We start from the raw sequence: 13,303 nt of genomic DNA, 5'->3' as shown, positions 1-13,303 counted from the left end.
AGCTCCGCGTCCGTGGGCATCCTCGCGTCGCGCGTCGGCTCCCCGGCCGCGGGAGGGATCCGACCCGGGACTTGACGGAGCTCCTCGCCGAGAGGGCGCACCCCGGCGACCGTTCGGCCCCGGCCCCGGATTCTCCGGGTCGTCAGTCTTCGGTGTACTGCTGGAGCATGGCCAGGGTCAGGAGCGTCGGGACACTCCGCGACCGCCCCACGGGAACGTCCTGTGCCACCTGGCCGCAGAGGGATTCGCGACACGCATGACGGCCACGCCCGGTCCGGCGACAACACGACATGTCCGATTCGAGGGAGGTCCGCGGCCTCGATCTCGGCCTCAGGATCACGAGAACCTGACCGCCCAGGGCCACCGGGCCCCTCAACTCGCCCGACCCTCCAGCGAAGTTGCTGGTCAGATCGCTTCTTCCCGCGTAGCGCGTAGTGGGGCGGGTGGGACTCGAACCCACGGCCGACGGATTATGAGTCCGCTGCTCTAACCGGCTGAGCTACCGCCCCGTTACGGCGCGCCGCGCACATTTGTGCGCGCCGTCTGCCGCAGCATAGCCGCTCATACGATCTCCTGCTTCGGATGGTCGGCATCGCCCGACCACGGGGACTTCGGCATGCCCCGAGCGGTTCCCGCGGACATGAAAAAGGACCCCTGAGGGGTCCTCTTCCGTTGCTCTCCCGACTGGACTCGAACCAGTAACCTGCCGGTTAACAGCCGGCTGCTCTGCCAATTGAGCTACAGGAGATCGAGCTCCCCCGACTGGACTCGAACCAGTAACCTGCCGATTAACAGTCGGCTGCTCTGCCAATTGAGCTACAGGGGATCGATCTTTGCATCGAACGCACCTACCTGGGTATTCGCCAGGGGGCGTGCGCTTGCTGCGACACATACATTAGCGCAAGCAGGGGGGTGCTCCGCCAATCGGTTCCCTCCGCACCGATGCCGACGCAAGGGAAGGGTGGCCGTCATGCGCTACCGGCTCACGTTCGTCGCCGGACTGGCCCTGGGTTACGTGCTCGGCACGCGGGCCGGGCGCGAGCGCTACGAACAGCTGAAGAAGTCCGCTCGTCAGGTCACGCAGAACCCCGCGGTGCGCAACACCGCGGAGACCGCCGCCCAGCAGGGCCGCGAGATCGCCGGCAAGGCGCTGCACACCGTGAGCGAGAAGGTGGGTGACCGCGTCCCCGACTCGGTCACCGACCGGGTGCGCTCGCTGCGGGAGCGGAACGCGGGCGGCACCGGCGAGGACGACTGGGGCACCAGTAATACCTAGGGATCCTTGGCGGCGCCGGGTCCTGTGTGCCCGCCCGGCGCCGCCACCCCTCGTCGTACGGCAGAATTTCCGCCATGGGGATAGTCGCCGGGTTGGACAGTTCGCCCGATTTCACTCGTATCGTTGTCTGTGACTCGGACACGGGTGCCGTGCTGAGGCAGGGGTATGCGCCACATCCGGTCGACGGAGCCGAGGGTGGCGGCCGTCCTTCGGACGTGGACCCGCAGGCCTGGCTGCTGTCCCTGGGCGAGGCCGCCGGTGGCGGGCTGCTCGAAGGCGTCCAGGCCATCGGTGTGTCCGCGCAGCAGAACGGGCTCGTGCCGCTGGACGCGCAGGGCAACACCGTGCGCCCGGCGATGGTCGGCGGTGACAAGCGGGCGCAGGTCGCGGCGGCCGATCTGATCGACGCGCTCGGCGGGCGCGAGGCATGGGCGCAGGCGGTGGGCAGTGTCCCGCAGGCCGCCCAGCCCGTCACCAAGCTGCGCTGGCTGAGCAAGACCGAGCCCGAGGCCGCGAGACGCACCAGCATGCTGCTGCAGGCCCACGACTGGCTGGTGTGGCAGCTTCTCGGGCGGCCCGTGCGCAGGACCACGGACCGGGGCGGCGCCTCGGGGACCGGGTACTGGTCGGCGGCGACCGGCGGCTACCGGCCGGATCTCATCGAGCTCGCGCTCGGCCACCAGGCCGGGCTGCCCGAGGTGCTCGGCCCGTCCGACGCCGCGGGGACCACGCCCGAGGGGCTGCTGATATCCGCCGGGACCGGCGAGACCATGGCGGCGGCGTTCGGGCTCGGCATCGGGCTCGGCGACGCGGTGGTGTCGCTGGGCGCCTCCGGTTCCGTGATGGCCGTCCATCCCGAGGCGCTGGTGGACTCCACCGGCATGATCACCTCCCTGGCGGACGCGACCGGCATGCATCTTCCGGTCGTCACCACGCTCAATGCCGTACGGGCCCTGCGCGGGGCCGCCGAACTCGTCGGCGTGTCCGACCTGGAGGCACTGTCCGACCTGGCGATGAAGTCGACGCCGGGCTCCCACGGCCTGGTCCTGCTGCCGTACCTGGAGGGCGAGCGCACCCCGAACCTGCCGCACACGGCGGGGACGCTGGCCGGACTGCGCCGGGAGTCGATGCGGCCCGAGCATCTGGCACGGGCGGCCTTCGAGGGCATGCTGTGCGGGCTCGCGGACGCGCTGGACGTGCTGCGCGGGCGGGGTGTCGACGTACGCCGGATCTTCCTTCTCGGCCAGGCCGCCGAGCTGCCCGCCGTCCAGGCCGTGGCGCCCGCGCTGTTCGGCGCGCAGGTCGTCGTGCCGCAGCCCGCGGACTACGCGGCGCTCGGCGCGGCCCGTCAGGCCGCCTGGGCCCTCGGCGTGTCGCAGGGCACCCTCGACCCGCGGACACCGCCCGCATGGCAGGGGCCGGTCGCCCAGGTGCTGGAGCCCGGTGAGGAGCTCGCCGTGGGGCAGGCCGTACGACAGCAGTACGTGTCCGTACGGGAACAGACGCATCCTGGGGCGTTCCGGGCGTAGCCCCTCCACCGGCGTACGTCCGAAGACGGAGGCATGGTCCGTTTTTGGACCGCACTTGGGTTAATCGGTTGAGGTAACGCGGGTGGAGTGTCCGACGATAGGGGGTGGTGCATCACGCATCGCCCGCCGATCACCCCACCGCCGACAACTCCGAGAGACCCCGCGTGCTCATACGACTCCTGCGGACCCACCTCAGTCCGTACAAGAAACCCATCGCCCTGCTGGTGCTGCTGCAGTTCCTGCAGACCTGCGCCACGCTCTACCTGCCCACGCTGAACGCGCACATCATCGACAACGGTGTCGTGAAGGGGGACACGGGTTACATCCTGTCCTTCGGCGCCCTGATGATCGTCATCTCGCTGGCCCAGGTCGTCTGCAACATCGGCGCCGTCTTCTACGGCGCCCGCACCGCCTCCGCGGTCGGCCGGGACATCCGGGCGGCCGTCTTCGACCGCGTCCAGTCCTTCTCGGCACGTGAGATGGGCCACTTCGGCGCTCCGTCGCTCATCACCCGCACCACCAATGACGTCCAGCAGGTGCAGATGCTGGCGCTGATGACGTTCACCCTGCTGGTGTCGGCGCCGATCATGTGCGTGGGCGGCATCGTCCTGGCCCTCGGCCTGGACGTGCCGCTGTCCGCGGTGCTCGTCGCCGTGGTGCCGACCCTCGGCATCTGCGTGACGCTCATCGTGCGCAGGCTGCGCCCGCTGTTCCGCACCATGCAGGTGCGCCTGGACACCGTGAACCGGGTGCTGCGCGAGCAGATCACCGGCAACCGGGTGATCCGCGCGTTCGTGCGCGACGGCTACGAGAAGGAGCGCTTCAAGGGCGCCAACACCGACCTCACCGAGACGTCGCTGGCCACCGGCCGGATGCTGGCCCTGATGTTCCCGATCGTCATGACGGTGGTGAACCTGTCGTCCATCGCGGTGGTCTGGTTCGGCGCCCACCGCATCGACAGCGGCGGCATGCAGATCGGCGATCTGACCGCGTTCCTCGCCTACCTGATGCAGATCGTGATGTCCGTGATGATGGCCACCTTCATGTTCATGATGGTGCCGCGCGCGGAGGTCTGTGCCGAGCGCATCCAGGAGGTCCTGGCCACCGAGAGCAGCGTGGTCCCGCCGGTCGCGCCCGTCCTGGAGCTGCGCCGTCACGGCCACCTGGAGATCCGCGCGGCCGGCTTCCGCTACCCGGGCGCCGAGGAGCCGGTCCTGAAGTCCGTCGACCTCGTGGCGCGCCCCGGCGAGGTGACCGCGGTCATCGGGTCGACGGGCAGCGGCAAGTCGACGCTGCTCGGCATGATCCCCCGCCTGTTCGACGCCACCGACGGCCAGGTGCTCGTCGACGGCGTGGACGTGGCGACCATCGAGCCGAAGCTGCTGGCCAGGACGGTCGGACTGGTCCCGCAGAAGCCGTACCTGTTCGCGGGGACGGTCGCCACCAACCTGCGGTACGGCAACCCGGAGGCGACCGACGAAGAGCTGTGGCACGCGCTGGAGGTGGCGCAGGCCAAGGGCTTCGTGGAGCGGCTGGAGAACGGGCTGGACTCACCGATCGCGCAGGGCGGGACGAATGTGTCCGGCGGCCAGCGGCAGCGTCTGGCCATCGCCCGCACCCTCGTGCAGCGCCCCGAGATCTACCTCTTCGACGACTCCTTCTCGGCCCTCGACTACGCGACGGACGCGGCGCTGCGCGCGGCGCTGTCCGCGGAGACCTCCGAGGCGACCGTGGTGATCGTGGCCCAGCGGGTGTCGACCATCCGGGAGGCCGACCGGATCGTGGTCCTCGACGAGGGCCGGGTCGTGGGCAGCGGACGGCACCACGAACTGATGGCGGACAACGAGACCTACCGGGAGATCGTGCTCTCCCAGCTGACGGAAGCGGAGGCCGCCTGATGGCCGGGCCGATGGGGCGGATGATGGCCGGGGGCGGCCCCGATCAGCGCTCGATGGATTTCAAGGGGTCGGGCAGACGACTGCTCACCCAGTTCAAGCCCGAGCGCGCCACGCTGTACGTGATGCTGGTCGCCGTCGTCCTGAGCGTGGGGCTCTCGGTGGTCGGCCCGAAGATCCTGGGCAGGGCCACGGACCTGGTCTTCGCGGGGATCGTCGGACGCCAGATGCCGGCCGGCGACACCAAGGCCCAGGCTCTCGACTCGCTGCGCGAGCACGGCCAGGGCGGCGTGGCCGACATGCTCTCGGGGACGGACTTCACCCCCGGCGAGGGCATCGACTTCAACGCCGTCGGGAACGTCCTGCTGATCGCGCTCGGCACGTTCCTGCTGGCCGGCCTGCTGATGGCGGTGGCGACGCGCCTGGTGAACCGGGCCGTCAACAAGACCGTCTACCGCATGCGCGAGGACCTTCAGGCGAAGCTGTCACGGCTGCCGCTGTCGTACTTCGACAAGCGGCAGCGCGGTGAGGTCCTCAGCCGTGCCACGAACGACATGGACAACATCCAGCAGACCCTCCAGCAGTCGATGGGCCAGCTCGTCAACTCGCTGCTGACCATCGTGGGCGTGCTCGCCATGATGTTCTGGGTGTCACCGCTGCTCGCGCTCGTCGCGCTGGTCACGGTGCCGCTGTCGTTCGTCGTCGCCACCCGGATCGGCAAGCGCTCGCAGCCGCACTTCGTGCAGCAGTGGCGCACCACCGGCAAGCTCAACGCCCACATCGAGGAGATGTACACCGGCCACAACCTGGTGAAGGTGTTCGGGCGGGCCGACGAGTCGGCGGCGCAGTTCGCCGAGCAGAACGAGAAGCTGTACGAGGCCGGGTTCAAGGCGCAGTTCAACAGCGGTGTCATGCAGCCGCTGATGATGTTCGTGTCGAACCTGAACTACGTGCTCGTGGCGGTGGTCGGCGGTCTGCGCGTGGCTTCCGGCTCGCTGTCGATCGGTGATGTGCAGGCGTTCATCCAGTACTCCCGCCAGTTCTCGATGCCACTGACGCAGGTCGCGTCGATGGCGAACCTTGTGCAGTCGGGTGTCGCGTCCGCGGAGCGGGTCTTCGAGGTCCTCGACGCGGACGAGCAGGAGGCGGACCCGACGGTGTCGGCCCGTCCCGGCGAGCTGCGCGGGCGCGTGGCGCTGGAGCACGTGTCCTTCCGGTACGACGCGGAGAAGCCGCTCATCGAGGACCTCTCGCTGAAGGTGGAGCCGGGCCACACGGTGGCCATCGTCGGCCCGACCGGCGCCGGCAAGACGACCCTGGTGAACCTGCTCATGCGGTTCTACGACGTCACGGGCGGCCGGATCACCCTCGACGGGGTCGATGTGGCGTCCATGTCCCGGGACGAACTGAGGGCCGGGATAGGGATGGTGCTGCAGGACACCTGGCTGTTCGGTGGCACGATCGCCGACAACATCGCGTACGGGGCCTCGCGGGACGTCACCCGCGGGGAGATCGAGGAGGCGGCGCGCGCGGCGCACGCCGACCGCTTCATCCGTACGCTGCCCGACGGCTACGACACGGTGATCGACGACGAGGGGGCCGGGGTCAGCGCGGGCGAGAAGCAGCTGATCACCATCGCCCGGGCGTTCCTGTCGGACCCGGTGATCCTGGTGCTCGACGAGGCGACCAGCTCCGTCGACACCCGCACCGAGGTGCTGATCCAGAAGGCGATGGCGAAGCTGGCGCACGGCCGGACCTCGTTCGTGATCGCCCACCGTCTGTCGACGATCCGGGACGCGGACACCATCCTCGTGATGGAGGACGGGTCCATCGTGGAGCAGGGCGCGCACGCGGAGCTGCTGGCGTCCGGCGGAGCCTACGCCCGCCTGTACCAGGCCCAGTTCGCCCAGGCGGTCGCCGAGGTCGACTAGGCACCCGCCTCCCCTGGACCCCCGCTGGAATTCACCCGTCCGGCGAGAAATCAGCCCCTCCGGCGTTCGAGGAGCGGGGGTCCGGGGGCAGCGCCCCCGATGCGATGGGAGTCCCCCCTGGTCGAGCGAAGCCGAGACCTTGGGGGAGGGCAGGCGCGGAGGCGGCGAAGAAAACCGTTGCCCCGGGGAGCCGCCTCAGTCCAGATAACCCCGGAGCTGGTCGGCAAAAGCGTGATCCCTGAGCTTGTTCAGGGTCTTGGACTCGATCTGGCGGATGCGCTCACGCGTGACGCCGAAGATGCGGCCGATCTCCTCCAGGGTCCGCGGACGACCGTCCGCCAGCCCGTACCGCAGCTGGACGACCTTGCGCTCCCGCTCGCCGAGCGTGGACAGCACCGCCTCCAGATGCTGCCTGAGCAGCAGGAACGCCGCGGACTCCACCGGAGACGTGGCGTCGCCGTCCTCGATGAGGTCCCCGAGGGCCACGTCGTCCTCCTCCCCCACGGGGGCGTGGAGGGAGACCGGCTCCTGGGCCAGCCGCAGGACCTCGCTCACCCGCTCGCCGGTCAGGTCGAGATGCGCGGCGACCTCTTCCGGACTGGGTTCGTAGCCGCGCTCCTGGAGCATCCGCCGCTGCACCCGGACCACCCGGTTGATCAGCTCGACCACGTGCACGGGGACGCGGATCGTGCGCGCCTGGTCGGCGAGGGCGCGCGACATGGCCTGCCGGATCCACCAGGTGGCGTACGTGGAGAACTTGTAGCCGCGGGCGTAGTCGAACTTCTCGACGGCCCTGATCAGGCCGAGATTGCCCTCCTGGACCAGGTCGAGCATGGTCAGCCCGCGCCCCACGTAGCGCTTGGCCACGGAGACGACCAGCCGCAGGTTCGCCTCGATGAGCCGGCGCTTGGCCATCCGTCCCATGACGACGATCTTGTCCAGGTCCAGGGCGAGCTGGCTGTCCAGGTCGGGGGCGAGCCGGAGCTTCTCCTCGGCGAAGAGCCCGGCCTCGACACGGCGGGCGAGATCGACCTCCTCGGCCGCCGTGAGCAGCGGAATCCGCCCGATCTCCCGCAGATACTGGCGGAACAGGTCGGACGAGGGGCCCCCGGTGTCGGCCGCGCGGCCTCGGGGCGGTTCGACGGGTTCGGGGGCCTCGGCCTCGGTCTCCACTTCCACCTCTGCCCCGGGAGCCTCGGGCGGGCCCGCCTGCTCGGCCTCGGGGTGGTGCGCGGCGCGGCGCTGCGGGGGGACCCCCGCGACGACGTCGGTATCCGCGTCCGTGTCGATGGTGTTGTCGGTCTGGGCGAGGGTCTGGGTCTGCACGGGGGCGACCTCCAGGAATGTCGCTGCTGAGGCGTGCGGCAGCGGTACGTCGGGGATGGGGTCGACGGCCTCGCCGCTGTCCATCCCGTAGTCGTTTTGCGGAACCGCGGGGATCGGGAACCCGTCGCGTGCGGGTCGACCGCGCTCCGAGGACTCAGGCACCGGAACCCAGTGTGGAGTACGACACATCGCCGCCACGAGGGGCGTGCGGTGACTTTTTGCGTCCGGTCCGTGACCGCGTGGTTACCGTCCTGGACGAGTGCGCAGCTCAGCGAAGACGAAACCAGGAGAAGCGCGTACCGGATTGGCATGTGCGCAGAGCCCGGCCGACCGCTCCGACCGCCCGTCGCGCCCCGGCATTCCCTCGGGTCCGCCCCCGGAACACCCCTCGAGCCCCTGCGGGTCCGCCCCCGGGACGCCCTCGCAACCCCCGCGGATCCGGCGCCGAGCCGTCCTCCACGCTCCGCCGGCCCGGCCTCAGAGGGCTTCGGCGCCCCGCTCGCGGAGTGCCTGACCGTACTGCTGGAGCACCCACAACTCGTTCTGTACGGCGGCCAGCTGGGCCGGGTCGCCCCCCGCGCTGAGGCGGGACAGGGAGCCCTGGACGTCCCGGATGCGGCGGTCGACGGCGCGGCGGCGGACCGCGACGAGCTGGTCGCCCGCGTAGGTCTCGTCGACGGTCTTGCGCAGGATCGCCTCGACGGCCAGCTCGGTGACCATCGCGCGCACCGCGTCGTCCGGGGCGGCGTCGCGGACCCGGATCAGAAACTCCTGGGGGTCCTGGACGCCGTACTCGGTGCCGCCGGCGTCCATGACCGCCTGGCGCACGGCCGCATAGGGCGGGGCGGTGAACTCGTCCATGCCGTAGGCGTCGAACGCCGGGGCGACCAACTCCGGCCGCTGGAGGGCGAGTTTGAGCAGCTCGCGCTCGGTGGCGAAGACGGGGTTGCGCAGGGTGAGGGCCGGGCCGCCGCCGGTGGGCGCCTGGACCGCGGAGTAGGTCTGCTGGGGGCGGCCGCCGGCCGGCGCGGGCCCCATGCCGCCTCGGTCGCGGGCCCAACGGGCCAGCTGGGCCACCCTCTTGACGACGAACTGGGTGTCGAGGATGCCGAGCATGCCGGCCAGCTGTACGGCGACCTCGTGCTGCGCGCCGCTGTTCTTGATGCGGGCGACGACCGGGGCGGCCTCGTCGAGGGCGGCCGCGCGTCCCGCCGGGGTCTCCAGGTCGTAGCGCAGGACGATCTGGCGCAGCGCGAACTCGAAGAGGGGGGTGCGGGGTTCGACCAGGTCGGCGACCGCTTCGTCGCCCTTGGCGAGGCGCAGCTCGCAGGGGTCCATGCCGTCGGGCGCGATGGCGATGTACGTCTCGGCGGCGAACTTCTGGTCGTCCTCGAAGGCACGCAGGGCGGCCTTCTGGCCGGCCGAGTCGCCGTCGAAGGTGAAGATCACCCGTGCCGAGCCGTTGTCCATGAGCAGCCGACGGAGGATCTTGATGTGGTCGCCGCCGAACGCCGTGCCGCAGGTCGCGATGGCGGTGGTGATACCGGCCAGGTGGCAGGCCATGACGTCCGTGTAGCCCTCGACGACGACCGCCCGGCTGCTCTTGGCGATGTCCTTCTTGGCGAGGTCGATGCCGTACAGGACCTGGGACTTCCGGTAGATCGCGGTGTCGGGCGTGTTCAGGTACTTCGGTCCGTTGTCGGACTCGTACAGCTTGCGGGCGCCGAAGCCGACGACCTCGCCGCCGATGTCGCGGATCGGCCACATGAGACGGCCGCGGAAACGGTCGATGGGACCGCGGCGGCCCTCCTGGGAGAGACCGGAGAGGACGAGTTCCTTGTCGGTGAAGCCCTTGCCGCGCAGATGGCGGGTGAGGTGGTCCCAGCCCTGGGGGCTGTAGCCGACACCGAAGTGGGCGGCGGCGGCCTGGTCGAAGCCGCGCTCGGCGAGGAACGAGCGGCCCGCGTCGGCCTCGGGGCTGGTGCCGAGCTGCTCGATGTAGAACTGGGCGGCGGCCTTGTGCGCCTCGACCAGGCGGATGCGCTCGCCGCGCTGGTGGGCGGGGTTGTACCCGCCCTCCTCGTAGCGCAGGGTGATGCCGGCCTGGGCCGCGAGGCGCTCGACCGACTCGGAGAAGGTGAGGTGGTCGACCTTCATCACGAACGTGATGGTGTCGCCGCCTTCCTGGCAGCCGAAGCAGTGGAAGAGCCCCTTGCTGGGGCTGACCTGGAAGGACGGAGACTTCTCGTCGTGGAAGGGGCAGAGACCCTTGAGGTTTCCGCCGCCCGCGTTGCGCAGCTGGAGGTACTCGGACACCACGGCGTCGATCGGGACCGCGTCCCGAACAGCCTTCACGTCCTCGTCATTGATCCTGCCTGCCACGAGGTGAGTCTACGGGGCCGCACCGACACTCCCGGGGCAGGTGAACGCACCCCGGCCGGGGTCCGGGGGCGGGCCCCGGGAATCCCGGCACGGGGACGGTGCGGGAGCCGGGTGCCGCCGTCGGTCACGGGGCCAGGCTCTCCAGGGGAACATGCGGGTCGGCGAGCGCGTCGGTGTCCACCTGGGCCCGGGACCGGATCAGCTGCTGGATCGGCTCCGTGACGTCCCACACATTCACGTTCATCCCGGCCAGCAGCCTGCCCTCCTTCACCCAGAAGGCGATGAACTCCCGCTTGCCCGCGTCGCCGCGGATCACCACCTGGTCGTACGTCCCCGGGGGCGCCCAGCCCGAGTACTCGAGACCCACGTCGTACTGGTCGGAGAAGAAGTAGGGCACGCGGTCGTACGTCGTCCCGCGGTCCAGCATCGAGCGGGCGGCGGCCGGTCCGCCGTTCAGGGCGTTGGCCCAGTGCTCGACGCGCAGCCGCGTGTCGAAGAGGCTGTGGTGGAAGGAGGCGACGTCTCCGGCGGCGTACACGTCCGGGTCGGAGGTCCGCAGCCGGTCGTCGACCGCGATGCCGCCGCCGTGCGCGCGGTCGGCCAGTGTCAGGCCGGCGGCCTCGGCGAGGCCGGTGCGCGGGGCGGCTCCGATGGCCGCGAGCACGTCGTGGGCGGGGTGCTCCTCACCGTCGTCGGTGCGGGCGGCCAGCACCATGCCGTCCTGGCCGACGATCTCGGTGAGCCGGGCGCCGAAGTGGAAGCGGACGCCGTGCTCGCGGTGCAGCTCGGCGAAGAGCTCGCCCAGCTCGGGGCCGAGCACGCTGTGCAGCGGGGTCGGCTCGGGTTCGACGACGGTGACCTCGGCGCCGTACTCGCGGGCCGCGGCGGCGACCTCCAGGCCGATCCAGCCGGCGCCGGCGATCACGATGTGGCCGTTGTCCCGGCCGAGCGCCGCGAGGACGCCCTTGAGCCGCTCGGCGTGGGCGAGGCGGCGCAGGTGGTGGACTCCGGCGAGGCCGGTGCCCGGGATGTCGAGGCGGCGCGGCTCGGCTCCGGTCACGATGAGCAGCTTGTCGTAGTGGACGAGGGTGCCGTCGTCGCCGAAGCGGACCGTCTTGGCCGTGCGGTCGATCGCGTCGACGGTCTGGCCGAGGTGCAGCTCGATGTCGTTCTGCGCGTACCACGCGGGTTCGTGCACGAAGACGCTGTCACGCTCCTCCTTGCCGAGGAGGTAGCCCTTGGACAGCGGAGGGCGTTCATAGGGGTGGTCGCGCTCGTCGCAGATCAGTATCACGCGGCCGGTGAAGCCCTCCGCTCGGAGCGTCTCGGCCGCCTTGGCGCCTGCCAGGCCTCCTCCGACGATGACGAATGTCTGATCCGCGTCGACCACTTGATGCCTCCTCGTAAGGATGTCGCCATATGCGAGCGTCCCGCACGGAGCGTGATGCGGGAAGGGGGAGTGGCCCGATCAGGCCACGCAGGGTCACACTTCTCCGCTCCCATGGGAACGCGTGGTGAGCCTGAGGTGCAGGGAACGCGCCGAGGCATCCGTGAGGGATGCGATCTGGTCGACGATCACGCGCTTGCGGGCGCGGTCGTCGGCCGCGTGGTCGAACAGCGCCCGGAACTGCGGATCGAGTACCTCGGGGGCGCGCGCGGTGAGCGCTTCGGCGAGCTCGGCGACGATGATCCGCTGGTCGGCGCGGAGCCGCTCCTGCTCGGCGCGCTGCATGACGTACCGGTCGGCGACCGCCTTGAGGACGGCGCACTCGTGCCGGGCGGCTCGCGGGACGACCAGCTCCGCCGCGTACCGGGTGAGGCGCCCGGTGCCGTACCTCGCGCGGGTGGCGCCCTCAGCGGCCAGGCAGAAGCGGCCGATGAGCTGGCTGGTGGCGTCCTTCAGGCGGGCCTGCGCGACGGCCGTTCCGTCGTACCCGTGCGGCCACCATTCCTGGTCGAGGAGCCGGTCGAGGGCCTCGGAGAGCTCGGCCGGATCGGTGTCGTCGGGCACGTACCGCCCGATGGCGACCGCGAAGATCTCCCGGCGTTCCGCCTCGGCGTGCAGCAGGCCGGTGTCGATATGGCCGGCGTGCAGGCCGTCCTCGACGTCGTGCACCGAGTAGGCGACGTCGTCGGACCAGTCCATGACCTGGGCCTCGAAGCACGTCCGGGTGCCGGGGGCGCCCTTGCGGACCCAGTCGAAGACCGGCCGGTCGTCTTCGTAGACCCCGAATTTCGGCGACTTCGGGTCGTTGGGACGGGCGCCTCTCGGCCAGGGGTACTTGGTGGCGGCGTCGAGGGCGGCGCGGGTGAGGTTGAGGCCGACGCTGACGAGGTCGTCACCCGCCGCGGCGGAGGCCGATGTCACCATGTGGCTGCGCACGAAGCGCTTGGGCTCGATCCGGGTGAGCAGGCGCAGCGACTGGGCGTTGCCCTCGAATCCGCCGCAGTCTTCCGCGAATTCGTTGAGCGCCTGTTCGCCGTTGTGTCCGAAGGGCGGGTGGCCGAGGTCGTGCGAGAGGCAGGCCGCCTCGACCAGGTCCGGGTCGCAGCCGAGGGCGGCGCCGAGTTCCCGGCCCACCTGGGCGCACTCCAGGGAGTGGGTCAGCCGCGTCCGCGGACTGGCGTCCCACACCTGGATTCCGGCGGCGCCGAGCACCTGGGGAAGGGTGCCGGGAGTGACGACCTGGGTCTTGCCCGCGAGGCGGCGCAGGGCGGCGGAGTGCAGCACACGCGCGCGGTCGCGCTGGAAGGCGGTGCGGCCGGGGCGTTTGTCGGGCTCGACGGCCCAGCGCTCGACGGCCGACACGTCGTACTCGTCGTGAGCCGTGTGGTTCTCGTGGGTCTGCGGTGCGGTGTCTTCGGTCTTCGGTGCCATGCCTTCCATGGCACCGACAGTAGACGCAGGCAGTGACAATCGGGACGCGGTCGCCGGCGGTGCGGTGCCGGGCGAGGGGGCGACCG

General features: G+C 70.7%; 8 protein-coding genes and 3 tRNA genes. 4 read left to right on the top strand and 7 right to left on the bottom strand.

Features of this window, described 5'->3' with window-relative positions; translation table 11 throughout:
• Nucleotides 1-435: 435 nt before the first annotated feature.
• The 3 genes from OOK38_RS20435 to OOK38_RS20425 all read right to left on the bottom strand — a co-directional run bounded on the left by OOK38_RS20435 (nucleotide 436) and on the right by OOK38_RS20425 (nucleotide 826).
• A tRNA-Ile gene (locus tag OOK38_RS20435) sits at nucleotides 436-509 on the bottom strand.
• A 166-nt stretch (nucleotides 510-675) separates the two neighbouring features.
• Nucleotides 676-748 (bottom strand) — tRNA-Asn (locus OOK38_RS20430).
• Nucleotides 749-753: 5 nt separating this feature from the next.
• Nucleotides 754-826: transfer RNA gene (locus OOK38_RS20425), tRNA-Asn, on the bottom strand.
• A gap of 144 nt (nucleotides 827-970) precedes the next feature.
• On the opposite strand from OOK38_RS20425, the gene OOK38_RS20420 reads away from it, so the two are divergent.
• The 4 genes from OOK38_RS20420 (at nucleotide 971) to OOK38_RS20405 (ending at nucleotide 6,631) form a co-directional block, all read left to right on the top strand.
• Complete coding sequence (locus OOK38_RS20420) at nucleotides 971-1,276, top strand: YtxH domain-containing protein (RefSeq protein ID WP_266758452.1); 306 nt, start codon at nucleotides 971-973, stop codon at nucleotides 1,274-1,276.
• A gap of 74 nt (nucleotides 1,277-1,350) precedes the next feature.
• Nucleotides 1,351-2,805, top strand: a complete 1,455-nt coding sequence (locus OOK38_RS20415; protein WP_266758454.1) for an FGGY family carbohydrate kinase — start codon at nucleotides 1,351-1,353, stop codon at nucleotides 2,803-2,805.
• A 164-nt stretch (nucleotides 2,806-2,969) separates the two neighbouring features.
• Entirely contained in the window at nucleotides 2,970-4,703 is a 1,734-nt protein-coding gene (locus OOK38_RS20410; RefSeq protein ID WP_266758456.1) for an ABC transporter ATP-binding protein, read from the top strand.
• Nucleotides 4,703-6,631 (top strand): ABC transporter ATP-binding protein, encoded by a 1,929-nt coding sequence (locus OOK38_RS20405; RefSeq protein ID WP_266758458.1) that lies wholly within the window; start codon nucleotides 4,703-4,705, stop codon nucleotides 6,629-6,631. Before OOK38_RS20410 ends, OOK38_RS20405 begins: the two co-directional genes overlap by 1 nt.
• A 195-nt stretch (nucleotides 6,632-6,826) precedes the next feature.
• On the opposite strand, the gene OOK38_RS20400 is transcribed toward OOK38_RS20405, so the two are convergent.
• From OOK38_RS20400 to OOK38_RS20385, 4 genes are all read right to left on the bottom strand, one after another.
• Nucleotides 6,827-8,119 (bottom strand): RNA polymerase sigma factor, encoded by a 1,293-nt coding sequence (locus OOK38_RS20400; RefSeq protein ID WP_266848648.1) that lies wholly within the window; start codon nucleotides 8,117-8,119, stop codon nucleotides 6,827-6,829.
• 315 nt (nucleotides 8,120-8,434) lie between these two features.
• On the bottom strand, nucleotides 8,435-10,339 hold the full coding sequence (gene dnaG, locus OOK38_RS20395) for a DNA primase (protein WP_266848646.1): 1,905 nt from the start codon (nucleotides 10,337-10,339) through the stop codon (nucleotides 8,435-8,437).
• A 124-nt stretch (nucleotides 10,340-10,463) separates the two neighbouring features.
• Nucleotides 10,464-11,729 (bottom strand): NAD(P)/FAD-dependent oxidoreductase, encoded by a 1,266-nt coding sequence (locus OOK38_RS20390; protein ID WP_266758464.1) that lies wholly within the window; start codon nucleotides 11,727-11,729, stop codon nucleotides 10,464-10,466.
• Nucleotides 11,730-11,822: 93 nt separating this feature from the next.
• Complete coding sequence (locus OOK38_RS20385; protein ID WP_266758466.1) at nucleotides 11,823-13,226, bottom strand: deoxyguanosinetriphosphate triphosphohydrolase; 1,404 nt, start codon at nucleotides 13,224-13,226, stop codon at nucleotides 11,823-11,825.
• Nucleotides 13,227-13,303 lie beyond the last annotated feature (77 nt).

It is taken from the genome of Streptomyces sp. NBC_00568 (assembly GCF_026341855.1).
Classification (GTDB): Bacteria; Actinomycetota; Actinomycetes; order Streptomycetales; family Streptomycetaceae; genus Streptomyces.
Note: the sequence above shows the minus strand (reverse complement) of the source record. Positions and strands in the feature narration are given on the sequence as shown.